This window comes from Streptomyces sp. NBC_01433, assembly GCF_026340105.1.
Lineage (GTDB): Bacteria > Actinomycetota > Actinomycetes > Streptomycetales > Streptomycetaceae > Streptomyces.
Genome location: NZ_JAPEPM010000004.1, coordinates 114,015 through 138,237 on the forward strand (window position 1 = coordinate 114,015; position 24,223 = coordinate 138,237).

General features: G+C 67.8%; 25 protein-coding genes. 10 read left to right on the plus strand and 15 right to left on the minus strand.

Going from position 1 to position 24,223, the window contains the following annotated elements; translation table 11 throughout:
- Positions 1-169: 169 nt before the first annotated feature.
- The 4 genes from OG413_RS40140 to OG413_RS40155 all read right to left on the minus strand — a co-directional run bounded on the left by OG413_RS40140 (position 170) and on the right by OG413_RS40155 (position 2,528).
- Positions 170-616 carry a hypothetical protein gene (locus OG413_RS40140; RefSeq protein ID WP_266814521.1) on the minus strand — a complete coding sequence of 149 codons (447 nt, stop codon included), beginning with the start codon at positions 614-616 and terminating at the stop codon, positions 170-172.
- A 103-nt stretch (positions 617-719) separates the two neighbouring features.
- The gene (locus OG413_RS40145) at positions 720-1,259 is read right to left on the minus strand and encodes an OmpA family protein (RefSeq protein ID WP_266814523.1); all 540 of its coding nucleotides are present in this window, start codon (positions 1,257-1,259) and stop codon (positions 720-722) included.
- A gap of 3 nt (positions 1,260-1,262) precedes the next feature.
- Entirely contained in the window at positions 1,263-1,847 is a 585-nt protein-coding gene (locus OG413_RS40150) for a hypothetical protein (protein WP_266814524.1), read from the minus strand.
- Positions 1,848-2,249: 402 nt separating this feature from the next.
- Positions 2,250-2,528, minus strand: a complete 279-nt coding sequence (locus OG413_RS40155) for a hypothetical protein (RefSeq protein ID WP_266814526.1) — start codon at positions 2,526-2,528, stop codon at positions 2,250-2,252.
- Between the two features lie 199 nt (positions 2,529-2,727).
- Here OG413_RS40155 and OG413_RS40160 point away from each other — a divergent pair, with 199 nt between their 5' ends.
- Positions 2,728-3,810 (plus strand): IS630 family transposase, encoded by a 1,083-nt coding sequence (locus OG413_RS40160; protein ID WP_266814980.1) that lies wholly within the window; start codon positions 2,728-2,730, stop codon positions 3,808-3,810.
- On the opposite strand, the gene OG413_RS40165 is transcribed toward OG413_RS40160, so the two are convergent.
- From OG413_RS40165 to OG413_RS40180, 4 genes are all read right to left on the minus strand, one after another.
- Positions 3,807-4,088, minus strand: a complete 282-nt coding sequence (locus tag OG413_RS40165) for a hypothetical protein (RefSeq protein ID WP_266814528.1) — start codon at positions 4,086-4,088, stop codon at positions 3,807-3,809. The two genes, OG413_RS40160 and OG413_RS40165, sit on opposite strands and share 4 nt — an antisense overlap.
- 182 nt (positions 4,089-4,270) lie before the next feature.
- Complete coding sequence (locus OG413_RS40170) at positions 4,271-4,804, minus strand: hypothetical protein (RefSeq protein WP_266814530.1); 534 nt, start codon at positions 4,802-4,804, stop codon at positions 4,271-4,273.
- Positions 4,805-4,840: 36 nt separating this feature from the next.
- Positions 4,841-5,431, minus strand: coding sequence for a transcriptional regulator (locus tag OG413_RS40175; protein ID WP_266814532.1), 591 nt, complete (start codon positions 5,429-5,431; stop codon positions 4,841-4,843).
- Positions 5,432-5,433: 2 nt separating this feature from the next.
- A complete protein-coding gene (locus OG413_RS40180; protein WP_266814534.1) occupies positions 5,434-7,080 on the minus strand; it encodes a hypothetical protein in 1,647 nt (548 codons plus the stop codon).
- 567 nt (positions 7,081-7,647) lie between these two features.
- On the opposite strand from OG413_RS40180, the gene OG413_RS40185 reads away from it, so the two are divergent.
- On the plus strand, positions 7,648-8,031 hold the full coding sequence (locus tag OG413_RS40185; protein ID WP_266814535.1) for a hypothetical protein: 384 nt from the start codon (positions 7,648-7,650) through the stop codon (positions 8,029-8,031).
- Between the two features lie 647 nt (positions 8,032-8,678).
- Positions 8,679-10,478 carry an RNB domain-containing ribonuclease gene (locus tag OG413_RS40190; RefSeq protein ID WP_266814536.1) on the plus strand — a complete coding sequence of 600 codons (1,800 nt, stop codon included), beginning with the start codon at positions 8,679-8,681 and terminating at the stop codon, positions 10,476-10,478.
- Between the two features lie 351 nt (positions 10,479-10,829).
- On the opposite strand, the gene OG413_RS40195 is transcribed toward OG413_RS40190, so the two are convergent.
- The 4 genes from OG413_RS40195 to OG413_RS40210 form a co-directional block, all read right to left on the minus strand.
- A complete protein-coding gene (locus OG413_RS40195; RefSeq protein ID WP_266814537.1) occupies positions 10,830-11,054 on the minus strand; it encodes a hypothetical protein in 225 nt (74 codons plus the stop codon).
- Positions 11,055-11,185: 131 nt separating this feature from the next.
- Positions 11,186-12,358 carry a hypothetical protein gene (locus OG413_RS40200; RefSeq protein ID WP_266814538.1) on the minus strand — a complete coding sequence of 391 codons (1,173 nt, stop codon included), beginning with the start codon at positions 12,356-12,358 and terminating at the stop codon, positions 11,186-11,188.
- A 30-nt stretch (positions 12,359-12,388) separates the two neighbouring features.
- Positions 12,389-14,062 (minus strand): hypothetical protein, encoded by a 1,674-nt coding sequence (locus tag OG413_RS40205; protein ID WP_266814539.1) that lies wholly within the window; start codon positions 14,060-14,062, stop codon positions 12,389-12,391.
- A complete protein-coding gene (locus OG413_RS40210) occupies positions 14,059-14,412 on the minus strand; it encodes a hypothetical protein (RefSeq protein ID WP_266814540.1) in 354 nt (117 codons plus the stop codon). The genes OG413_RS40205 and OG413_RS40210 overlap by 4 nt, the downstream gene beginning before the upstream one ends.
- Positions 14,413-15,139: 727 nt before the next feature.
- Here OG413_RS40210 and OG413_RS40215 point away from each other — a divergent pair.
- Positions 15,140-15,589: an RNase adapter RapZ gene (locus OG413_RS40215; protein ID WP_266814542.1), complete on the plus strand. Its 450-nt coding sequence runs from the start codon at positions 15,140-15,142 to the stop codon at positions 15,587-15,589.
- A 308-nt stretch (positions 15,590-15,897) separates the two neighbouring features.
- Here the strand turns inward: OG413_RS40215 and OG413_RS40220 are convergent, their stop codons facing one another.
- From OG413_RS40220 to OG413_RS40230, 3 genes are all read right to left on the minus strand, one after another.
- Positions 15,898-16,104 carry a hypothetical protein gene (locus OG413_RS40220; RefSeq protein WP_266814543.1) on the minus strand — a complete coding sequence of 69 codons (207 nt, stop codon included), beginning with the start codon at positions 16,102-16,104 and terminating at the stop codon, positions 15,898-15,900.
- Between the two features lie 123 nt (positions 16,105-16,227).
- Positions 16,228-16,938 (minus strand): hypothetical protein, encoded by a 711-nt coding sequence (locus OG413_RS40225; protein ID WP_266814544.1) that lies wholly within the window; start codon positions 16,936-16,938, stop codon positions 16,228-16,230.
- Positions 16,939-16,986: 48 nt separating this feature from the next.
- Positions 16,987-18,078, minus strand: a complete 1,092-nt coding sequence (locus OG413_RS40230; protein WP_266814545.1) for a M23 family metallopeptidase — start codon at positions 18,076-18,078, stop codon at positions 16,987-16,989.
- A 363-nt stretch (positions 18,079-18,441) separates the two neighbouring features.
- Between OG413_RS40230 and OG413_RS40235 the strand changes: the two genes are divergently transcribed.
- The 6 genes from OG413_RS40235 to OG413_RS40260 all read left to right on the plus strand — a co-directional run bounded on the left by OG413_RS40235 (position 18,442) and on the right by OG413_RS40260 (position 24,080).
- Positions 18,442-18,765 (plus strand): hypothetical protein, encoded by a 324-nt coding sequence (locus OG413_RS40235; RefSeq protein WP_266814547.1) that lies wholly within the window; start codon positions 18,442-18,444, stop codon positions 18,763-18,765.
- A 92-nt stretch (positions 18,766-18,857) separates the two neighbouring features.
- Positions 18,858-19,568 (plus strand): hypothetical protein, encoded by a 711-nt coding sequence (locus OG413_RS40240; RefSeq protein WP_266814549.1) that lies wholly within the window; start codon positions 18,858-18,860, stop codon positions 19,566-19,568.
- 40 nt (positions 19,569-19,608) lie between these two features.
- Positions 19,609-19,935, plus strand: coding sequence for a hypothetical protein (locus OG413_RS40245; RefSeq protein ID WP_266814551.1), 327 nt, complete (start codon positions 19,609-19,611; stop codon positions 19,933-19,935).
- Positions 19,936-19,937: 2 nt separating this feature from the next.
- Entirely contained in the window at positions 19,938-21,179 is a 1,242-nt protein-coding gene (locus tag OG413_RS40250; RefSeq protein ID WP_266814553.1) for a hypothetical protein, read from the plus strand.
- Positions 21,180-21,224: 45 nt separating this feature from the next.
- Positions 21,225-22,715 carry an SCO6880 family protein gene (locus OG413_RS40255; protein WP_266814555.1) on the plus strand — a complete coding sequence of 497 codons (1,491 nt, stop codon included), beginning with the start codon at positions 21,225-21,227 and terminating at the stop codon, positions 22,713-22,715.
- A gap of 123 nt (positions 22,716-22,838) precedes the next feature.
- On the plus strand, positions 22,839-24,080 hold the full coding sequence (locus OG413_RS40260; protein WP_266814557.1) for an ATP/GTP-binding protein: 1,242 nt from the start codon (positions 22,839-22,841) through the stop codon (positions 24,078-24,080).
- Positions 24,081-24,223: the final 143 nt, after the last annotated feature.

Below are 24,223 nucleotides of genomic sequence, written 5' to 3' on the forward strand. Positions count from 1 at the left end.
GGGGCGCTCCTGGCCTGGTGTCACGAACGCTGGCGGGCTGCGGGGTTAGGGCCGCAAGGGCGGGCATGGCAGTGCCCCGGCACAGACCAAGGTCTGTGCCGGGGCACTGGTGCGTGATCAGCGGGCTTGAAGGGCGATGCTGCCGCCGGGCGGATCGGGCCCCGAGCGGTCAGTTCGACCCGGGCTTGTTCGTCTCCTCCTTCTCGCCGTCTCGCTCGGCGTGCTCGTCGTCGGGCTGATCCTGCTCTGTTGCTTCGTCGGTGTTCACGCTGCCGGGCTTGTTCCAGGCGTAGGCGCTGCCCAGCTGGACTACAGCAAGCACGGCGAGGACAGCGGTCCAGGCGGGGGCTGCCGACTCCGCCAGGCTCATGGCCGAAGCGGCAGCGAGCAGCAGGCCCGAGACCGCCAGCAGGCGGCTGATGAACGTGCTGCGCCCAGCACGCTGGACCGGCGCGCGGCCGAGGAACAGGGCCGAGCGCGGTAGCTCCTGGACGTCATCAGGTTCCGGGGCGGCCAGTGCGAGCGCGGTGTGCAGGATCATCCCCACCAGGGTGAGGGTGTGCAGGAACCCGGCGAAGATCAGCAGTGCGGTCAGCGTGTCGTTGGACTCGGACACGGTCTCCCCCTCTCAGTCGTCGCGGCGCGGTGGTGCGCCGTCGTGGCGACTGTGGCGGGGGGCGGTGTTAGGGCCGCAACTGTTCATGCCTGGTGTTGTCGTTCTAGCGGGTGGGGACGACGATCTCGACACGCCGGTTCTTCTGGCGGCCGGCCTCGTTGCCGTTGTCGGCGATGGGCCGGGCTTCACCGAGACCTTTCGCGGTGAAAGTGGTCCGGGTGAGGATGGGGTTTCTCTCGAACAGCTCCTTCACAGCGTTGGCGCGGTCCTTCGAGAGGTCCAGGCCGTGCTGCGCGCTGCCGAGGTTGTCGGTGTAGCCGCGGACCTCCACGGCCTTGCCGGGGTTCGCCTGGGCGATCTTCTGAGCGATGTCGTCGATCTTCTTCTTGGCCTGGGGCGAGATGTCTGCGCTGTCCTTGGAGAACAGGACGGCGGCCTGGAGGCTGTAGGTGGTCTCGGTCTGGCTCTCGGAGACGCGCTCGGTCCCGGCCAGGTTCTCAACGCGGGAGACCAGATTGTAGGTCCGGGTCTGCACGGTCAGCGGGGTGTGCGGGTCCGGTTCAGCAGCGGCTGACGGGACGGTCAGGGGGAGGGCGCCTGCTGCGACGAGGGGAAGGATGAGGGCGAACCGGATGGTGGTCACGGGTCAGCTCACGGGCAGGGGTATGGAGACGACCTGCAGGTTGCCCAGTTGCAAGTCCACCTCGTCCACGTTCTGGGGCGGGTCCTGGAACTGTACGTACAGGGGGCGCGTCTCCCCCGGCTCGATCGAGTCCCCGAGCTTCTCGCTGCACAGGCACCTGCCGCTGGAATCCAGGAGCGCCATGTACCTCTTGGAGTTCTTCTTGTCGACGGCCGAGGACCCGGCCAGGGTGTACACGTCGGTGCCGTTGCGCCAGTTGTAGGCCGCGTAGCTCTCGGAGCCGGTGTTCTTGGCGCCCGCCCATACAGTCAGCACGCCGTCCTTGCGCTGCACCTTGTACACCTCGCCGACGATGCCCTTGTCGCCCGGAGTACGCGCGATGGGCTTCTGGTCCGTGGGGAGCGCGGTCGCCTCTGTGTCCGGGGACGCTGCGGGAGCCGTGCGGGCGGTCTCCTGCGCTGCCGGGGACGCCTTCGTGACCCCGGCAGGATCCTTGCCGGCATCGCTGGAGCAGGCGCCGAGTGATAGCACCGCGGCGGCGGACAAGGCGATGCCGAGGGCTTCGGTGGCTCGACGGTGCGGGTTCACGTCGTCTCCTTGGGCTGGGCTGTCGGACAGGGCGGACCGGCACGGCGTTGTCGCGAGGGGCGACCGCCGGACACGGCGGTGCTGTGGTGGGACAGTAGGCCCGCTCAGAGGTGCACCGGTGGGGGCATAGGGGTGTGTCCCGCCCAGGTGCACAGCGTTCTGGCGGGCCGTTCCGCCGGGCGGGACCACGCCCGCTCGGTGCCGGACCCGAACGGCCGACGGGCGGGGTGGCGTCGCCCGGAGGCTGGACGTGACGGTGGTGTCGGCGAGCCAGGCGGGCAAGACAACAGGACGTCGCCGCAGCAGCCCCCGGAGAGGGTTGCTGCGGCGACGTCCTGCGCCGGTGCGGGGAGCCGCCTAGTTCTCGACCATCGGCCTGCGGCCGGGTGTGGAGCGGCGAGGTCAGTCCCGCTGGTGTACCGCCGATCCGTAGGTGCGCCGGTCGAGGTACGCCAAGGTGTCCTTGGCTGCTCGCAGAGGGGAGCCGGTGAGGAGACCGAGGTCGTCCAGTGCGCTCAGGGTCTCGGGCGGTTCGAGCGCATCGAGCGGGTCAAGCAGGGTGCGCTCGCTGGCGTCGGCGTGATCTGCGCGTTCCTTCGTTTCCTCGCGCAGGGCGGCGAGGAGCGCATCGGCGAGCTGCTGCCCGGTCCCGAAGGGGCGGGGGCGGTGCTCGGTGATCACGTCGCGGAGCCAGTCCGGCCAGCTCCCCGGGTCCTTCAGGTCGGGCAGGTTGACGTGCGCATCCTCGCCGTCGGCGGAGGTGAGGCGGACGGCGTTGAGTACCGTGCCGGTGAAGCTGAGGGTGACCTGTGCGGCCCCGGCGTCTAGTGTTCCGAGTCAGGAATTCCGCGTATATGTGTAGGCTTGTTATATGGCGCGGATGGGGCGGCCGAAGGCCGAGTTGACTCTGTCGGATGAGGAACGGGCCGCACTTGAGGAGTGGGTGCGGCGTCGTTCCACGCCGCAGGCGTGGGCATTGCGGTGCCGGATCATCCTGGCCTGCGCCGAAGGTACCTCCAACAAGGACGTGGCTACTCAACTCGGTTCCACACCACAGGCGGTGGGCCGCTGGCGGGCCCGGTTCGTGCAATATCGAATCGCAGGTCTGGGTGACATGCCACGTCCGGGTGGCCCCAGGACGGTGACGGACGACCAGGTCGCCGCGGTCGTCACCAGGACGCTGGAATCCACCCCGAAGAACGCGACACACTGGTCGACGCGGTCGATGGCGAAAGAGATGGGTCTGTCTCAGTCGTCGGTGTCCCGGATCTGGCGGGCGTTCGGCCTGCAGCCACATCGCTCGGAGACCTTCAAACTGTCAACCGATCCGTACTTCGTCGACAAGGTCCACGACGTCGTCGGTCTCTACTTGGACCCGCCCGAACGGGCGTTGGTGTTCTGCGTGGATGAGAAGTCGCAGATCCAGGCCCTGGATCGGTCGCAGCCGGTGCTGCCGATGATGCCCGGTGTTCCCGAGCGGGCGACCCATGACTACGTCCGCGCCGGCACCACCACGTTGTTCGCCGCACTCGAGGTGGCCACCGGCAAGGTGATCGGCTCCTTGCACCGCAGGCACCGGGCCGAGGAGTTCAAGAAGTTCCTAGTCAAGCTCGACAAAGAGGTGCCTGGTGACCTGGAAGTCCACCTCGTCTGTGACAACTACGCCACCCACAAGACACCCGCCATCAAGAAGTGGCTGGTGGCCCACCCCCGGTTCCACCTGCACTTCACACCAACCGGCTCGTCCTGGCTCAACCTCGTCGAGCGATGGTTCGCCGAACTCACCAACAAACAGATACGGCGAGGCGTCCACAAATCCGTCCAGGCCCTTGAGAAGGACATCCGCAACTGGATCAGCGCCTGGAACACCGACCCGAAGCCCTACGTCTGGACGAAGACCGCCGACGAGATCCTCGAACGCCTCGCCAGCTATCTGAACAGAATTCCCGACTCAGAACACTAGCTTCCGCCGTGTTTGTCGGCGTACATGGCGCCCACGTTGAATCCTTGAGCCCAAGCGATTGCAATCAGACCACGAAGCGTCGCTTCGGGTGACTTGCTCTCTGCCAGACCCCGCAGCATGGTTCCTGCATCCATGGACTGCGACACGGCGTCAGCCACCTGCTTGATGCTCTCTGCGCCAACTGGGCCTCCCGACCACATCGCACCTTCCAGCATGAGGTCTCGGTACTGAAGAGCGATCCGCGCGATCTCAGCGGCCTTGTCGGATTCACTGGTCATGGAGTTCTTCCTGGTCTGTTCGGTTCACCTGGCGCAGCCGCTGCTGGAGCACCGGCATCGTACTTGCCGTTGCTCGGCACGGCTGTGGCGGACTGACTGGGCATGCGCATCCACCGTCACTCCACTCTTCGTATTGCGGAGCCGGGGGCAGTAAGGGCTGGCGGTGCTTTCAGACACGCGGATCACGGCGCCTGCGTACGGCGCGCCGCCGACGGCTCGACATCGTCGAGGAGCGCGCCGATCCGGCAGCCCGCGTATCGGTCGGCAATGGTGAGCCAACGGTGAGCGTGGGTGGGCAGGTTGGCGGCGGGGTCGGCGTCCAGGCTTCTCTCAGCCCACCGGACTCGGTTGACGACGCGGCGGGCGTGGGCGCGTACGGCGTTGATGCGGTGGCGCCGGTCGAAGGGGATCGTGCCGCGCATCCAGTGCGCTCGAAGGATGTCGTCGCACGCTCGGCGGCTGGCGCGGAGGAGAGGTTCGAGGTCGAGGGTGCCGCTGTCAGCGTGCCCCCGGTGCGCGGCCGCGCACTCGAGGATGGTTGTCGTCGCGCGGTAGACCAGGCGGTAGCGCCACTGCGGGTGGGCGAATGCGTGGTGGACAGTGTCCGGTATCGGCTCGCTGAGACCGAGTTCGGCGAGTGCGGCCGTCAGCCGGTCCGTAGCCTGTGGGTCGAGTTGCCGTGCCGCCGTGTGGGCGCTGATGCGCGTGAGAAGCATGGCGCGAGGGTCCTTGTCGTCGTGACTGGGAGTGGGTCAGGCGTTGAAGCCGAGCGACTTGCAGTACTCGTACGCGCCCCAGTCGGATCCGATGGCGTCGCGCAGTTCGTCGATCCAGGCGTCGTCGAGCAGCATCTCGTTGCCCTTGTCCCATGCCCCGTCGGCCCAGGCGGCGACGATGTGGTCCCAGCGCCTGAAGTTGACCTTGCGCATCTTCTTGTCGGGGCGCCGGTGGCGCTCCTGGACGAACGTGTCGTCGGCAGGGTGGATCTCCACCCGGGTGCCGCCGCCAGCGTTGAGTCGCTGGAGAAGGTAGCGGGCCACGTTGTGGCGGCGCATCCGCCGGTATGTCTTCTCGATCAGGGTCAGGTTGGACGGCTTGGGTTCCTGGGTGCCCTCCAGCCATTTCGTCAGGGTCTTGGGGCTCGGGTCGAGACCTTCGCTGACCATGGCACTGCGGGCGTGGTCGGAGCGGGTCATGTAGCGAAGGCGCGCGGTGAGACCGCGGCGGGTGGTCACCGGGGAGGTGATGCCGCCCGCCAGGGCGTCCAGGACGCGCGCGGCAGCGATGCTGCTGCGCTCGCCGGTCGCCTTGTAGTGGCCGAAGTCGATGTTCCTGCCGGGCACTGTTACGCCTCCGAGCCGATCGTGATGGTGCGCTGGGTCTTGAGCTTGACTTCCGACACGCCTCGCCCTTCGGGGAAGATTCGGCGTCCCCGCGCGTCGGCGGCTGCTCGCCAGTCGCCGATCACTTCGAGGCCGTCGGTGTCCCTGACTCCAACGACGTGGAGGCCGGAAGCGTTCGCCTTGTATGCCTTTTCCCAGAGGTTGGAGAAGGCTGCCGAGCGGATGATGTGCATCCAGTCGGGTCGCTGAAGGTCGCGGTTGTAGTTCGAGTCGCCCATGGTCGACACCAGCTTGGAGTACATCGCTTTGATGTACTCCAGGGCCACAGTGTCGCCTTGCGCGATCGCGTCGGCCCGCACCTGAGTGAGGGCGGCGCGCACGTACTCCAGAAGGTGCTCCGTGCTCCCGCTGGTCCATGATTCGTGGATCTGCGGCGGGGCGCACAGTTGCCCGTATTTCTCGGAGGCAGCACGGTTCAGAAGCCGGAGGGTGGCTTCGGTGATCCACAGCGGTCCGCCCTCGTCGCGGGGGCCCAGGGGGTTGGGAAGGTGGGCGTGTGTCCACTCCCCCGGAGTGACCAGGTGGAGCCCCGACTTCTTCTGTTTCACGGTGTCGATGGGGCCTTCGCTGTGGACGAGTTCACCCAGCGGGAGATGCGTCTTGAGAGCGCTCAGGAACGCGCCGTTGATGTCCAGTTCGTCGATCGTGTGCGTGCCGGACGGCAGGGTGTCCCACTCACGGCTCCACTTGGGACGGCCTTCCCAGATCTGGTTGGGCTTGTCCTTCGTCGGTTTGTCGAGGATTTCCGGCAGCCATGGGTAGGCCACGACGTCGTAGCGGCCGCCCTTGCGAGTGATGTCGAGCAGTTCCATCGCGTGGGGGATGGCCTTGCTGATGAGGAAGGCCTGCGCCGCTTCCATGTCTCCGTCGTGCTCGCCCAGGGCGTTCTCGATGTTGCGCCGCAGGAAGTCCACGCCGGCTTCCTTGGTGTCGCTGCGCTGCTGGCGTGGACGGGCGGGCCGATCCACTCGCGCACTGCGCGGCTGGGAGGCCGCCTGCGCGCTGCCGCTCGGGGCGGGGTGGGGCACCTCAGCGTGGGCAACAGGGGGGGTGTCCTGCGTCCGGGCGGCTTCCTTTGCTGTTTCGCACTCGTCGGCGGAGACGTGCTGCGGGAAACCTTCGAGTGCGGTGGTGGCCGGGAGCTGGCACAGCACGCAGGGTGCCGGAGTGGACAGCTCGGTGACGTCGTCGACTGTGGCGGGCGCGGGGTCGCTGCCCTTCGGCTCCGGCGGCACCGTTGGGGCCGGTGCGGGGATGATCGGCGCCGCTCCGGCCACGCTCGGCGTCCGCTTTGGAGCGGCGGCGAGCTGCGTCACGGTGCTTCCCTGACTGCTCGCGTAGGCCTCGCAGGCGATCTCCGCTCCGGCGAGGAGTGCGAGCGTCGGAATACCGAAGTGCAAGGCGATGGCGTCAGCTTCGTCGAAGCCCCACGGCGAGCGACCCGACTGGCGGCGGCTGACGGCGTAGGTGGGCAGGTCGATACCGTCGGCCAGCTGGTTCTGCTTCTGGCCGGCGACGGCAAGTAGAACCTCTACGGATCCTCGCAGGATCTCCAGGGTGGTCTTCGGCGTCTCCAGTGTCTTCGACATGCCGCCATCTTACCCATTTATTGCCCTCAATGCAATTAAATTGCATTGAGGGCAATTTTCGCCGCCTGGCAGTGCCTTCTCTGCCGCCAAGTTGTCGGGCGCTGCTCGGCTCTGCAGCATCTCGACTGAGTGCTTCAGCAACACCGTGCCCGCCTCGTGAGGCGGCTGTTCCCTTCCATTGAGACCGGTGTTCTACAGGTCAGCGCTCTTTCGTGATCAGACAGGGGTGCCGCTCCACTCGCACCGCGCCGAACCCGTGGTCTGCACCAGTCCGGACCGCGACAGCCAGACCCGGGACGTCGCCCACCAGGGCGGGCCTCCTGTAACAGCGTCTGCGCCTCACGCACCACCTCGAACGGCGAACTGCTGCCTCCCGCAATCCGCAGCTCTCCACGAGTGGACGAAGGAACGAGAACCGACACAAGTACTTGTTTACCGACGAGGACGATGCTCTCCAGAACGCGATCGCGCGCGAGCAGATCCGAGCACGCCACTACGATCAGAGCAATCCCGGGCCGCAGGGAACGGGCGACACGAACCAAACGAGCCACCATCCGAGGAGAGTTCGTGACCGAGCAGCAACCGGCCGCGCCGCACCCCGACCACCAGGGCTTGCCGACGCTGTACATGGCCGAACTGGCCGTCTGGCGGGAGCGCTGGCAGATGATCGTTGTCGCGCCCGGCCCCGAGGTTGTCGTCGACGCGCTCGACCTCGGTCCGGCCGACACCCTCGCCGTCGCCGCCCCGGACGGACCCGGACACCACATGATCGTCCCAAGCCCGGACCCCCAGCCGGTCCCGCCCCTCGGGGACGCGATCAGCCGGCTGCCCACGGTGGGCTACACCATCGACCCCGCCGCCTGGACCGACCCGGCCAAGCTCAACGGCTGGACCCAGGTCGCCTACACCGTTTGGACAGCCCACTGCCACCCCGCCGCCCCGCAGCCTTAGACGCCCCGAAACAAGGGCCGAGCGAACGCCGAAGTCAGCCGCCAACAACCAGGCAGGAAGCGACGCGAGCCTATCCGGCATCCCCTCGACGACTGCCCTCGCCAGTAATCTCATCCCTGCCGAGGGCGCCCTGATCAACTGCCTTCAGCGGCGGCCCGACGAGGTCGTCCTCACCTCCCGGTTGGTCCACGACGGCTGGACGTACCCGTCGACTTATCACCTGCTGCCGGCCCTTCACCCCGGCCCCGCTCGCGCCGGGCATCGCACGGCTCGGCACCCCGCGGTGGTGGCGTCCTCGGTGCAGTCCACCAAGCCGCTGGGGCCGTCACCCGCTCGTGCCGGGTGCCGCCGGGCGGGCACCGGCGTTGCGAGGGAGCGGCCTGCTTCGCCGACACCGCCCAGGCGATCGAGGACCACCAAGTCCTGGGCCTGGCGTATCGGCGACGTTCTCCAAGAGCTCCGGAACCTGCTCTCGGTCGAGGCGAATCCCTGCCAACGAAACAGCCGTTGGGCATGATGAGCAAAGACGGACTGCCGCGGAGGCAGTACCTGCCCAACCCTGCCGACCCGTTCAGGAAGGAACCGAACCGTTGTCCCGCGTTCTACCCGCCGAGCCTTCATCCCTTTCCACACTGACTCCTGCCCTCATGATCGACCGCCCCGGTTCCCTCGACCGCGACGATGCCATTGAGGTCGAACGCGTCGGCGACGGCTGGCGCCTCACCGTCTATGTCGCCGATGTGGCTGCCTGCGTCACTCCAGGCAGTACGGCCGACCGTGAGGCGCTCGAACGCCGTCGGACCGAATACAGGGGCGGCTGGGCACTGCACACGATGCTGCCCCGGCCGATGGAGGCCCAACTGACTCTGGCCGAGGGGCGGCCGTGTGCCGCGATCGCGATCCGCATGCAGGTGCGTCCGGACGGGACGGTCGGGCGCGTCGACGTCGAGCGCGCGACGGTGCGCGGCCTGGTGGCCCTGGGCCACTCCCAGGCCGCCGACGCGGTCGGCGACCGCAGTCATCTTCTCCACGAGGTCGTGCGCGAGGCGGCGGCGGTGAGCGAGGTCCTGCTCGCCCGCCGGCGCCAGCAGGGGGCGCTCGCCCTGTACGACCTCCTGAGCGGATGGGCAACCAGCGAGGACGGCGTCGTGGTCCGGCTCGCCTCCTTCGAGCGGACCATCGGCTACAAGATCGTCCAGGAGTGCATGATCGCCGCGAACACCGCGCTGGCCTCCTGGGCCGCAGAACGCGACCTCCCGCTGCTGTTCCGCAACCACTCTGCCGCACGGGTCGCCGCCCCGCGCCAGATCATGCTGGACGATCTCGACCTGGCCTTCACCGACGGGTCCGCCGCCCGGCTGGAGGCGCTACGCGAACGCACCCTGATGACCCTCAAGGCGGCAGAGTACGCACCGTTCATGGGCGGCCACTGGGGTCTGAACCTGCCGGGCTACGTCCACGCCACCTCGCCCCTGCGCCGCTACCCCGACCTGGTCGTGCAACAGGTCATCTCCAGCCACCTGGACGGCGTCGACTCCCCCTACGAAGACGACGCACTCCGCGCGATCGCCGAGGCCCTGAACACCGGCGCCCGGCAGGACCGCGACGCCGAGCGGGAGTCACGCAAGTCGTCCGCGCACTCCTCCGCCCGCCGCGGTGCCGCGGCCGCGTCAGCCGACTACACCGGACTCGACGCCCAGGCGTTCCACGCACTCCTCAAGCGCGGCTGCAAGGAAGACATCGCCGGCGCCGCCCTCGTAGCCGAGACCGCCCGGCGGGCTGCCGACGGACAGCTCACCTCGCTGGATCTCCAGTTGGTGCTGCTCGTCGCCGGCGGATCAGGGTGGGAGCCGGGGCGCAGCGCCTGTCTGGACGTCATCGCGGTCGCACCCGAGAGGGCCGTGTCCATCCTGTCCGGTCATGCCCAGGTCAATGCCCTGCCGCCGGTCGAGTTCACGGTCCAGACCTTTGGACAGCCCCCCAACGCCGTCTTCTTCGCGCAGGCGTCGTGGCCGGCCGGTGAGAGCGCCGTCCAAGGGGCCCGACGGTCTGCACCGACGAAGAAGGCGGCCCGGCACCAGGCGGCGCTCAGCCTGCTCGCCCGGCTCGCCGACCTGCCCGACCCCTCGCGCGACCTCGCGCAGCCCGTCCCCGAGGCCACGCTGCTCCCGGCGGCCATGGACGGTGCCGGATCAGGGGAGAGCCCCTCCCCCATCTCGGTCCTCAACGAGTACCAGCAGACCTGGATCATCACCGGCCTGAGCTACTCGACGGGCGCCGAGGGACCCGACCACCTGCCCACCTTCACATGCACCGCCCAGGCCACCCACGACGGCCAGGCCGTCTGCGTGTCCGCCACGGCGTCGACCAAGGCTGTAGCCAAGACCGCGGCGGCGGCCAGCCTGCTGGAACGGGTCGACACGGCGCGGGCCGGTCGAGCCGGCTGAGGCCCGCAGCCCGGCGCACGTCCGCGCGGCACCCCCGTCCGGCTGGTCGCGGGCCGAGCCCATGCGCCAGAGTAGGCGGCACCGGCCGGGGAACCCCGGTGGGCAACGAGCGGCTGCCGAACTCGCCGATGTGGGCGCTGCCGACGTTCAGGACTAGACCGATGCGCGGCCCCAGGGCCAGCAGGGTGTCGCCCTGCTCCGGGGCCTCGGTGGGCCGAGAGGCGGGGAGTCGCGGGTGGACAAGGACGGCAAGCGGCTGGCCGGTGGACGGAGCGGGCGCGCCCTAGTGGTAGCAGTCGACGAGGCGGATCTCGCGCTCTTGCCGGGCCGCTCCCGGGGGTCGTTCGCCAGCTACTGGGCTGGGGTGGATGCCCAGGTGCGGGCAGCGGCGCGCACCGGCAGACCTGTCCAGCTCCGGCCTCTGGCGCCTTCGACTTCGAGACGTTCTGTGCCTGGCGGCATCTGGACCCGCGCGGCCGCGACGCACTGGCGGACTACGAGGACGACCCGGTGCCGACGGAGGAACTGCTGCTCTACCAGGGCGAGCCGGCCGATGTCCTGCTCCAGCTGATGCACGATGAGCGGGACGCCTGTGCAACGGGGCTGCGCACACGGAGCGGTGCTGTCCACCGCGGTTGCCCAGTTCGGTGCCGCAGCCGCAGCCGCAGTCGCAGTCGCAGACGAGTCACGGGGAGCTGTTCGGCCGCTCAGGGCCCGGCCCTGGGTGTGTTGCCGCCGGGGCTCTGGCCGGGGTCGGGATGCTGGTGCTGGTGCTGGTGCTGAGGGGTGGGCTGCTCTCCTGTCGTCGCGGGCAGCGTGCTGGCCGTGCGCAGGATCGTGCTCATCTTGGTCGACAGCTGGCCAATCGCCTCGACGACCTGGGCGACACGCTGCGGGTCCAATGCGGTGAAGGCTGCCGGGCCGTCGGTCGGATCGAGTGCGGCGAGCGTCTCGTTCAGGTGGAGCAGAGTGCGCGTCCCGGGAGCAGCCGCTTCCACTGTTCGGGTCCGGTCTGGTGGGGCCGCCTTGTCTGGGGTAGCCCATTCCTGTACGGCCCGGGCCCGGGCGGCCGCGGTGGCGGCGGCGGTGAGGTGGCCTTGCTGTTCGAGCTCGACGAGGCGGGCCTGGTCGCCTTCGGTATCGGGTTGGTCCCGGCTGGGGATCACCGCGGCGACGGAGGCAAGGAGCGGCTGCGCGCGGATGACGCTGGCGTAGACCTGCGCGGCGTGCTGCGCCGCGGCGACCATCCAGTCGTGCTCTTCGGCGACCAGGACGCGGGCGGTGAGTAGGTCCAGGACGTCCTGGGTCCGCTCGGCGGCCTCAGGAAGTTCGGGGCCACAGGCGGCGAGCCGGTTCCAGTCGCCGATGAGGACTTCCTCCGTGGCGTTGTCGTACGGGAAGAGCAGGTCGGCGCGATTGTAGGCGGCACTGGTGCTTTGGGCCTGGCTGCTGATCTCGTCCGCGGCGCGCCGGGAGATCCCGGTGCGCGTGACCACTTCGGTCAGCACATCCTGGTCGGGCAGCGCCTCGGTGTCGGAGGTGATCAGGATTCCCCAGGCCCGGCCGGCCTGTTGCGCGCTGTCGAGGGACAGCGGAGCGTGGTCGCTCGGCATCCACCGGATGAGCCACTCGGCCTGGGCGCGCACGAGGGTCTGGGCCTGTTCGGCTGGTGCGCCGTCCAGGAGACCGTTGACCTGTACGTCGAAGCGGGCTGAGTCGAGGAGTTGCCCTGGCGCTACCGGGCCGTCGGGATACTCGATGGCCTGGCGGGTGCGAGAGCGGTCCGTGGTGAACCACTCGATGGCCTTCTGGACGTTGTCTCCGGGCAGCCGGGCGGCGTCACCGCCCGGCTGCCGCCCATCAGGCTCATCAGCAGTCACGGATGGCTCCCTTGGGTGTGCCCGCCCCGATCACGCGACGTTCGCCTGTTGCGCGCCGTGCGGAGTGGGGCCTGGCACGGACTGCTCGTGGTAGCGGAGCGCCTCGCGGGTGGCTTGCTGGAACTGCTGGCGGCTCTGGTCGATGAGCACGCGCGGGTCGAGCGTCTTCTGTGCGGCCGCCTGGACGGCTGTGCTGGCGTCGCGTGCGGTGCGGCGCACCGTCATGGTGACAAGGTGGCTGGCCCCCTGGCTGGCCTCGGGTACTCGTACCGTGCGCGCGGCGTAGCCGATGTTGCTGAGCTCCTCGAACTTCAGTGGCGGGGCGCCGTCATATCGGGCCAGTTGGTGTGCCTGGTTGGTCAGGAGCCAGGGGTCCTGGGCGGCGTTCGGTGGCAGTGACTGGATGGCCTTGAAGAGGTACCGGTGCTCGGGTTGTGTGAAGTCCTGTTCGGCCAGGGACCGGGTGGGGCCGTCTTGGTGGAGCTGGCTTGGATTCTGCATGAGGGAGATCAGTACGCGGCGTTCGGTTGGCCGGGAGGTGTAGCTCGGTCCCTCGCTCTGTTCGGGTGCGGGCTCGGCGGTCTGATCGGGTGCGCTGTAGCCGGCGAGGGTGCGGGGCGCGGCATCGAGGCGCTCGGCGAGTTGGTCCAGGGCGTACTCGTTGGTGCTGAGTTCGATTGCGACCCGGCCCAGGGAGGCGTCGGACAGTCCGTAGTCGCGGACGCGTCCTGCGAGGTCCTCGACGGCGGCGGGGATGCTCGGCTCGAGGATGAAGGTGACTGCGTACTGGGCGGCGTTGTCGGGGTTGGGGCTGTAGTCCGGAGCGCTCGCGCGGGCGAGGTAGGTGCCGATGAGCTGGTTGGCGTTGGCGTCCAGGCGTGCTTTGGCCTCCGGGTCGCCGGTGGAGCGGTGGTGGTCGTTGTAGATCAGCCGCGTGGTGATGTGCTGGATCATCGCCGCAGCTCGCTGCTCTGGCGTGAGCTGGGGGTCTCTGGCTGCTGGCAGAGCGATCGCGGGGTCGGGCCCGGTGACCAGTGCATCCCAGATCTCGGCGGTCGAGGGGTCGCCGAAGTCCTGGGGTTGGAGCCAGTAGGGCGATGCGTCGGGGGACGAGGGGGTGTACCAGAACTGCTGAGCGCGGTCCGGGTTGTTGAGGATGGCTCCGATGACCGCCAGTTCCTTCATCAGCGCGTCGCTGTCGTTGCCGCGTCCGCGGGACAGCTTGAAGGGGACGTTTTTGGTCGTGGAGGGGTGCTGAGCTGCGCGGGTCGTGACATAGGCGTCGTGTCGTGCGTGCTCCGGGTTGGCCGGCCAGCTGGGTTGTGCCATTTCGCGGACGGCGCTGTGGACGGCCGCCCAGTACGCCGAGTCGTTCAGTGCCGCCTGCGCGCTGGGGTCGCCCACCGCAGCGCGCTGTTGGTAGGGGACCGCCATTCTGGCCATGACGGCATCCGCGGTGACTGTCGCGGGATCGGCGTTGGGGAAGGCCCGCAGGCGCTGCTTGATGTCGCTGAGTCCGCCAGACAGGAGTGCCGTGTAGGCGGCGCCGGTCCATTCGGTCTTGAAGTGGTCGGGGCGGAGCCAGTACTGGGGGTCGGGACGGCGGTTCCAGTCGACGAGTTGGTCCACCGCGGAGCTGTCGCGCAGGAGGCTGCTGAGGACGTTGAGTTCATGCTGCGGTGCACGGTACTGATCGTTGTTCACGCGGCCCCCGCTTCGGGCCGGGCGGGCGGCACTTCGGCGAGCTCGGCGTCCGCGTCGGGATGTGCGGTTTCCGCGGTCGCGGCCCGGTAGCGCTCTGCGTGGAGGTCGAGTTGGGCGGATGCGGATACGTCGAGAGCCACCCAGCCCAGTTCGTCTTCCCGCCACCAACGGTCCATGTAGCGCACCGGGCTTCCATCGAACTGCCCGAGAGCGTCAGCCTTCCCATCTGCGAGGAGTTGCTCCATCGCCGCGATGGGCATCGGCGCATTCAGGACCCGCTGCTGCGCCGAGTCCTTGAGGAGCTCCATGCGTTCGGCCCAGGTGACCGTGGTGTTGCCGGGCTCGGCCATGGTCGGCTCCGTTTCGGACGAGGACAGTGGACTCCTGGCAGGCTGCGTTGTGATCCACCGGTCAACAAGCCAAAACCGGGCTGCGGTCCAAGGGGTGAGTGCGGTGGGCGCGGATTCTTCGTTCTGTGTCCCATCCGGCGGGAATTGGGCACTCGTCAGGCGTGCGGAGTGGCGTCGGTAGAGGCGGTTCGCGAGGGGGGTTGCGGGCCTGTGGTTTGACGGCCGGCGCGGAAGGTGTGCTTAACTAGTTGCGAGACCAGCCATCTCACAAGTTCATCCGACGAGGTGAGCATTCGTAATCCTGCGCCTTCACGGGCAGGTATGGCTGGTCTCTCTTTTTTTGTAGGTTCTCAGATCGCGTGGCCAATTTTCACGAGCGGTGGCCACGCGGTGGCCACTGTCGAGACTGCGCAGGTCAGAGATCTGCCTCGGCGACCACTGCCGAGGAAATGGACACGGCCGTGAGAATGAGCCGCTGGACACAGCGTGAGGCACCGCACGAATCCGCAGGTCACAGCGTCGCCTTGGGACATGAGCGGCGAGAACCTACCTTTTGTTCTGGCACCACCGCCAGCACGGCATGGGCCGTCGACCCGGCAGAGCGTGTCGCAGAGTTGCTCAGTCTGGCCACTGGAACAGGAGCTCGCTGACCAGCAGCGATGAAGAGGCAACGTGCAACATCGCGCTCCCTCTTCCCTCACCCCCACAAGGCCCTGAGACTTGGCTTATGCCTCCCGCTGACTTACACACCCAGCTCGCTCCTGCCCTGATCCGGACCGTCATCACCAGCTACGGCGACGGCCACCAAGACGCCCCGCGCGGCAACGCACTCCGCGTCGACGCTCGCCCTCTGCGTAACCCCCCAGCGGATCCCGCCGTCCGGGCACGGATGCTGAACGCCAACGGCCTCGACCCCCACGTACGGGACTACGTCCTGGTGACCCCTGGCGCAGACCGGCTCATCGAACGCAGCTTCACCAGGGCAGTGGCGCTCCTGGCCCTGCCCGACCATCACCGCATGGACATCCATGTCCTGTGTGGCGGCGGCCGGCACCGGTCGGTCGTCGTCGCCGAGGAGCTCGCCGTACGGCTACGCGCCGTCGGCTACGGTGTCGAGACCGAGCACCGGCACATCGATCACCCCATCCTCGAGTGTCTCGGTAACCGCACCTACTGATCATGAACTTGACTCGGTCCGCCTGCTGCACGCGGTCACATACAGAGCGCCGCGATCGGGAGGTCAGGGCACAGGCCGGGGCCAGTTGCTCCGCTGCGCCGCACGGATCTCACCCTGTATGGACCGCCCGTACTGCCTGCCACCGACTCGAGAGGGGCGTCCTGAGACAGCACTGCCACAATGACGAAGCCCCGCCCGGGCGGGCGGGGCTTTCGCGCGTGTCTACGTACCGGCCAGGTTGGTGCCGTTGTCGCGCCGAGGCGGACGGGTGGCCCGGCCTGAATCCTGAAGCATCACCCGGGTCGGCCTCAGCGGCGCGACCACCTGAACCAGCGCCCGGTCGAAAGGCGCTCGGTGACCAGGAGCAACCCGAGGAACAGGACGAGCAACCCAAGAGACTGGGCCAGCTCGACGCTGAGGCCATCGTGAGCGACGAGCGTCAGGCCGCTCACCAGCATCATGACGACGAAGCCGAGAGCGAAGACACCTTGGAAGAACACCGTCAGGCGCCGCATGATCCTGCCTCCTCTGCCATCGAAGCTCTTGCACACATTAGGGTTGTTGTGCTCGCGACAGGAGACTGTAGCAGTTTGATGATGTTGCTAGGTTGTCAAGGTCCGATGGGCCTTGACTTTCCCCTAGTTGTTGAGTTGTCCAAGTCGCTCGGTGATCTGGGCGCGCATGGTTGCGGTGCGCTCAGGGGCTACCACTTCCAAGAGCATGTTGACGAGGTCGGAGACCATTGGGCCGGCCTCGTGCGGCGGTAGATGCATCCAGGCGTCGGCGGCGTTCTGCGCCGCCACCTGGGTGCGCCGCTTGCCCGGCCCCAGGCGGTCGAACCAGGCAAGGGCGAGCCAGGTCCATGAGGCCGCGGCGAAGGCGTACTCGCCACTCAGATAGGCCAGGTCGGCCCGGAACTCTGCGGCCTCGAGGGTCCCGGAAGCCGTGGCGCCCTGCTCGGCGGTGAGCTGCTGCAGGATGTCTTCAGCGGCCTCTATGGCCGTATCGAAGTCGTGGGCGCGGCCCGCGGCCTGGGCGGCGGCGAGCCGGTCGAAGAGGCTGGCCTTCTGCTGACCAGGCTCGGCTGCCGCCAGCTGGGGAGCCGCGGACGGGGTTTCTGCGGCCTGAGTGGTGCCGTCGGGCATGACCTGCATGTCGAAGCGGGCGTCGCTGCGCTCGTCCCGGACCTGGACGAGGACCGGCAGGCCGCTGCCGGCCGCCTCGATGTGGAGGACTTGGACGACAACCTGCGAGGGGTCGACTCCGTCGGGGACGAGCTGCGGCTCGTTGTCGATGTGGAGCTGGCCGTCGCGACTGATGTGGACCTGGTAGTGCGTGCTGGTGTTCATGGTGTGTGGCCCGCGGCATGGCGCCGCAGGCACTCCTCCTTCAGGTGGTCAGAGCGAGAGTCCGTGGCTGCGGAGATAGGCGACGGGGTCCATGTCGGATCCGTACGCGGGTCCTGTACGGGCCTCGAAGTGCAGATGCGGGCCGGACGCATTGCCGGTGGAACCGGAAATGCCGATCTGCTGGCGGGCCTTGACGGCTTGTCCCTTGCTGACGGTGACTTTCGAGAGATGTCCGTACTGCGTGTATTTGCCGTCGCTCATCTTGATGACGACGTTGTTGCCATACGCGCCACCCCATCCGGCCTCAACGACGGTGCCCGTGCCGACGGCCTGCACCCTGGTGCCGGTGGCGACAGGGAAGTCGATACCGGTGTGGCTGCCGGAGGACCACATGCCGCCGCCGGCCTTGTAGGGGGTGGTGACGCGGGAGTTCTCCACGGGCATCGCCCACCCGCCCTTGGCGTCCGAGGAGTTGGCGGCGTTCTCGACGGCGTCGCACCCGGAGGTGGTGGAGAGCACGGCCTTCTTGCCCCAGCTCTTGACCACGAGCTCACCCGCGGTCTTCTCCCACTTCGCGTACGCGTCGGGGAAGCCGGAGCGCTGCACATTCTGGGCAGCCTGACTAAGCGGCTTGGTCTGCCATTTGCCGACCTTGGCCAGGCGCCCGAAGAAGGAGTTGCTCGCGTGGATCGGGTCGGTGACTTGCGCGACGGTGCCCCAGCCCTGTGAGGGGCGCTGCTGGAAGAGTCCCTGGGAATCGCGGTCTCCGTGCCGGATGTTCTTGAGCATCGACTCCTGGATCGCGGTGGCCACGCCGATGACTGCGGCGCGAGGTGGGAGGCCGCGGCTGCGCGCGACATTGGTGATCACGCTCGCGTTGCGCTTCTGCTCCTCCGTCCAGTTGACGCTCTGCTGCTTGCCCTGAGGGTTCAGGGGCACTGTGACCTGTCCGCCGGCCTCTGCGGCCGGGATCTCCTGTTCCTTGCTGGCCGCCTGCATGACCGAGCCGCTGGGTGTGCAGGAGTCCTCCCAGTCCGGTCCGTCGTCTGACCCGCCGGCGCCCAGCATCAGCGGCAGGCAGAGCGTTCCAATGCACACCGCCGCGATCCCACCCCCGGCAACCCGTATGGCTGTGCTCATATCTCGATCCCCAGTCGTCGATGCGCATCCCGCCACGAGGGACGGAAACCGCAATTCCCGTGCCATGGGGTGAGCCCGTTTAGCCGGGCGTCCCAGGGCTGCGAATGCGCCACTACATAGCCGTGCACTGCGCGGCTAGCGTCTGCGCCGAGTGAGAGCAGCAGGGAATCGACAACTCGCGCTGAATTCTACGGCATTGAATTGCGGATGCGTCAACGCATCCGCAGGGGAGGTGTTTTAGCCGCCTCCCTATATTCGCCTGGGGATTATTCGGTGTGACGCTCGAATTTCTCGCTGTCGTCGACCGATTGTCCAGGTCCGTCACGCGGGCTGGGGCAGGCTTTCGCAGCCTGGGAGGGATTCGTGCAGGTAACACAGCAAGTGGTGCAGCTCGCTGCAGACGGCGGAATCAGCACCATCACAAACGGAATTAAGCCCGACTGGGCGGTATTCGGCGCCATCGGGACCAAGGCGAAGATCATCGTCGGCGTGGTCATGGCCGGTGCCGTTCTCTTCCTGCTCGGGAGCGCCATCATCGGCGCTGTTCATATCCGTGTCGGAAATCAGCAGCACAACTCGATGGAGACGAAGAAGGGACAGACGATGGTCGGCAGTTCCCTTATTGGGCTGTTCGCAGTCGCCTCGATGTCAACACTCTTCGGCATCGTCTACGGGTTTGGAATCTGATGGCTGGCAACCAGAAGCAGGCCGGCACGCGGAGTCTGACGGCCCAAGCGTCGGAGAGTTCCGGGGCCGGGATGGCATCCCCGTGGCGCAGGGTGAAGATCGGCGCGATCGTCTTCGGCCTCGTCCTCGTGCTCGGGATTGCGCTGACCCTGTTCGGCGGCGGCGGTGGGGGCGGAAACGACCAGGGGGCGCCCGAGGCGCCTGCCGACTCCACACCTACCTCCCAGGCCGGTGGCAGCGGGCCCGGTGCCAAGGCGAAATCCGTCAAGGGCGGTGTCCCCGTGGGGTATCCGCGCACCAAGGACGGTGCTGCGGCGGCCGCGGTCAACTATCAGGTGGCCCGCTCCTCTCCGGGGTACTTCGCCGACCAGGCGCTGCGTCACCAAGTACTCAAGACTGTGATGACGTCCACTGCGCTGGGCAATCAGCAGGCGCAGGACGACCAGATGGCCAAGGGGCTGTTGGCGTCGCTCGGGGTGACCGAGCAGACGGTCCCGGACATGGTGATGCGCGCCGCGTCTCTCGGCACCAGCGTGCGCTCGTTCTCTGAGGACACGGCGACGGTCAAGGTCTGGATGAGCGAGGTCGTTGGGGTCCCCACCGAGAAGTCGAAGATGCCCGTCTCGGGCACGTGGTCGACCTACACGCTGATCCTTCAGTGGCAGGACGGCGACTGGAAGGTCGCGACGATCGACCTGGCGGACGGCCCTACCCCGCTGGTTGCACCTGACCAGTCAGCATCGTCCACCGAGGACATGCGCCTGGCCAACAAGGAATTCGGGGCGCCCCGCTATGCAGGTTGATTCCGCACGGCGGCGCGTGGCACAAGGGATCGTCGCCGCTATGTTCGCCGCCTCCATTGTTGTGGCCGGGCCAGCTGCCCCTCAGGCTCACGCGGATGTTTCCGTTCCCGGCTGGCTCAATCCGTGCAATGCGCCAGGCGGGAAAACTGTCTGCAAGAAGGCAGAGGAGGGCAGTAAGTGGCTGTACGACAAGTCCGGAGCCGATTCTCTTGTCGATGGCGTGAGTTCAGCCGTTGATTTCGCCTCAGACCCGCTCGGCTACATGGAGCAGAAGCTTCGGTCCGGAACCAAAGGAATGTTTGCCGCCTTCGGCGAGGAGCTCACCGGAAAGAAATCTGCCGCGCCAAAGAAGGGCAAGGGGGACTAGTCATGATGGAAATCGACTGGGGAAACCCAGGGTTTATCCGCCTGTACGGTCTCATCTTCGCCCTCTCCGCCGTCTTCACCATGGTCCAGTGGCTGGTTTCGGTGGTGAAGCGAGTGGTTCGGGGTGTGTCTCCCGGACAGGCCGCTATGGAGAACGTCGGCTACCTGCTGATGTCGGTGGTCGTGGCTGGGTTCATGCCGGCCGCGGTGGCTACCACAGTCGATTTCATCGATAGTGCGGCAGAGGCAATTCTCGGTGACTACATCGCCGAGCTATTCGTCGGCGGAATGGTCATCTTCGGCGCTCTGGCAACCATTTCCATTCTGATGCCAGGGGTCGGTGTGGTCATCGCCATTCCGATCGCCTTGATGATCCTGACGGCGGTGTTCGGCCTCTGGGTCATGCTCGTCGTGCGCAACGCGCTGATCCTGCTCGGGCTCATCTTTGGGCCACTGGTCTTCTCCGGCCTCGTCGACAAGGACTTGTGGGGCCATACCCGCAAATGGGTCGGGATCATGGGCGGGATCATCGCGAGCAAGCTGGGCATCTACGTCGCCCTCGCCCTGGCGGGCGCCCTCCTGGACGGTGTTGCCGGCAGCGTTGACCGCATCACCTTGCCGCAGGCCATCGGCACCTGCATCACCTTCCTCGCCCTGCTCTTCATCGCCCTGTTCATGCCCTTCCAGATCGCGAAGTGGTTGCCCATCGTCGGCGACGAGATGCAGGCGATGGCCCAGGTCAAGGACGAGGCCGGCCAGCGTGCCAAATCCGTAAAGGGCAAGCAGGACGAGATGAAGACGCAGGCTGCGTCCAAGAACTCGGCCGGCGGCAAAACCGGTGGCGCCACTGGCGCAGCCAGCAAGGGTGCACCTCCAGTCGCTGCAGGTATGGCCGTCAAGGAGGGCATTGAGAAGGCCCGCGACCAGACCGTCCAGGCTGCAAAGGACGGCGCCAACACGGCCTCCGGCGACGGTGGCAGTGGCGGTCAGCAGGGTGGCGGTCAGCAGGGTGCCGGCTCCGGCAAGGGCAAGGGCCCCGGCGGTCCGCGCGGTGGAGGCCGCGGCGGCTCCGGTGGCGGGAACGGCGGTGTCCCGGGCGGAGCCCGACGGCCAGCTCCCGCACCGCCTCCACGGTCGGGCTCGCCCGGGTCCAGGCCCGGGGGGGCTCCCCCGCCGCCGAGGCAGGGCGGCCAGGCTCCCCCGCCCCCTGCCCCCGCTCCCCCGCCGCAACCACCCGCGAGCTAACGGCAGCTCTCACCCCACCCATCACGTCTTGAGAGAGGAGTCGCGATGGACCGCGTCTTCAGTTTCCCCCGACCGCGTCCACGCGGTCTGCTGGGGCGGCGCTTCGAAATGGACGAGCAGCTGGTCCTGCTCGGCGGCATCATCCTGGCAGTCGGCCTGCTGGCGGGCCTGCCCGGGATCCCTCTGAAGATCCTCGGCGCCCTCGGGGCTGCCGGAACATGCGTCTACGTCACGATGGTCCCCTACAAGGGCCGCACCTTCCTTCGCTGGTACGAGATCCGCCGCTCCCACCGCAGGCTGCTGCGCGACGGCAGGCTCCTGTACAAGTCGACAGCCCCGCTTTCCGGGCGCCGCCGGGACGGCACGCCGGAGCCGGTGGCCCAGCCGGTGGGCGTGCCGGAGTCGCTGGAATGGATCACGGCCAGGACCGCGTACGGAGACATCGCCGTCCTGCTCCAGCCCACCGAGGGCATGTTCGTGACCTGCATCGAGGTCGAGGGCGCCAAGAACTTCGGCGGCCTCGACAGCGCGGACAAGGAAGCGCTCGTCTCCGCCTACGAGTACCTGCTCAAGGAGACCGCAGAGAGCGGCGGGCGCATCCAGTACGTGCAGTGGCTCGCGCGGCTGCTGCCCACCGACCCCAACGCCCACGCACACGATGCCGCCGCACGGCGGGATCCGGCAGCGCCGTCCTGGCTGAGCGATTCCTACGACCAGTTGGTCGACATGGTCTCGATCTACGCCGAAGATCGGCGGCTGTTCCTGGTTCTGGGCATCCCCTACACCCAGGAGCTGTCCGCCGAGGCACTGACCTACAGGACCCTGCACGACGGGTACGGCGAGGTGCTGGGCAAGGAGGTCGAGCAGTTCATTCGGGGCCTGGGCGGCGCGCAGCTGCGGTGGGTCCGCAACTTGGACGAGCCCGCGCTCGCCTCGCTGATCCACCACACCTACGCGCCCGACCACTGGATCAACGACACCCGGGGCATGGACCGCGCGAGCTGCTGGCCCGCCGAGATGGACGGCCGGGAACCCACTCGCATGGCCGCCCGCAGCTGGGAGGGAGCCGATCCCTGGTACACGAGTACCGCGTGGATCAAGCAGTTTCCTGTGTTGCCGGTAGGCGTCAACTTCATGGCTCCGCTGCTGCTTTACGTCTCCGACGTGATCTTGACGGTCGGGGTGACTATGCGGTTGCTACCCGCCGACAAGGCTTTCCAGGACGCCATGGCGGACGTCACCAACGAGGCGGGCCAGGCCGACAACCATCCCGGGAAGATCGCCGACCCGCGCGAGGAACGCGAGCTGGGGGCGTCCGCCTCGACCATGCACGACCTGGCCAACGGTGCGGCCGGAGTACGCCTGACCGGGTGGGTCACCGTCACCGCGCCCGACCCCGAGCTGCTCGTCCAGCACCGCAACACGGTGCGCGCGGCCGCGGTCAAGAGCCAGCTGGCGCTGGAGTGGTGCGACTCCGAGCAGTACCGCGCCTTCACCAACACCCTACCCATGGTCACCGGACTGCTGAAGGACTGACGCGCCATGCTCGAACTTGTTCGCCGCCAGTCCCAGACCAGACGGCGCACCCTGCGTACCACCACCGCCACCGCCTCCGGGCTGTATCCCGCGGTCGGCGCCCCGTCCTCGGACCCCCGGGGCGTGATCATCGGCAGGGAGATCTACTCCGGCAAGGCCTACATCTACGACCCGTTCATTCTCTACGACCCCTCCGCCCGCGAGCGTCTCCCCAGCGGCCACGCCCTCGTGCTCGGCAAGTCCGGGTTCGGTAAATCGTCGCTCGAGAAGTGCTATGTGCTGCGGCAGTTGCGCTTCAAAAACCGTTCGTTCTGCATCCTGGACGCACAGGGCGAGGACGGCGTCGGCGAGTGGGACAGCATCGCGCGGTCGCTGGGTGTCACCCCGGTCCGCCTGGTGTACGGCGGTGAGGACGGCGAGGGGGTGCGGCTCAACCCGCTGGACCCCCGGATTCCCTCGCAGTACCAGTTCAAGATCCTCTGCTCGATGGTCGAGATCATCGGCGGTCCGCTGAGCAGCGAGAGTGAGTTCTCCCTCTCGGTCGCCCACGCGACCGCGCAGGTGAGAGCCATGGCAGAGGACCGGGTCGCGGTTCTGTCCGACATTCACGATGCGCTGACCAACCCCGAGCCAGCCATGCTCGGGCGACGCCAGGTCGGGGTCGAGGACATGGTCAAGTGGGGCCAGCCGGCCAGCCTGGCGATGGACCAACTGTGCAGCCCCACAAGGGATCTTGCCGGCCTGTTCAACGGCCCCACTACGCCCGGCATCGACCTCGATGCCCGACTGATCGTCTTCGACCTCACACGGTTGCCTCGCGAAGGGGAGGCCATGCCGCTGCTGATGAGTGTGCTCGGCCCGTGGCTGCGTTATGCGTGGATCAAGACCGGGGACAGCATCAAGCGAACGCTGATCGTCGAAGAGGCCTGGCACATCCTCTCCCACCGCCCCGTGGCCAGGCTCTTTGAGGAATTCGTCCGGTACGGGCGACGGCTTGGTCTGTCGTTCTGGGCCATCCTGCATCACCTTGGCGACCTGATGGTCGACGAGGCTCCCGAGGCCGCGGCCATCTTGAAACTCACCGCCACTCGGGTGCTCTACCACATGGACAAGGCCGAGGCCGATATCACGGCGGACTACCTGCAACTGCCCGACTGGGCGCGCGAAGCGCTCGTCGACGGCGCGAGCCGCTGCTCTCCCGGACGGGCCGTATGGCAGGTGGGCAACCGGATGCACCTGGTGGAGCACATCCGCAGTGCCACCGAGTCCGAGTTGACCAACACCAACCGCAAGATGACCGAGGCCAGTTCCGGGAGCCAGGCACCCGCGGCACCGCTCATCACGATGCGAAAGAGCGCAGCCTGATGCCCCCCTCGAACCTCGCCGTCCGCGCGCCTTCCCGGCACACCACCACCTCGTCCACCCCGTCTGTGAGCCATCGCCTCTGCGGGGCCTACGCCCGCGTGATGCTCACGGCCATTCGACCGGCCGACGGTGACCCGATATCC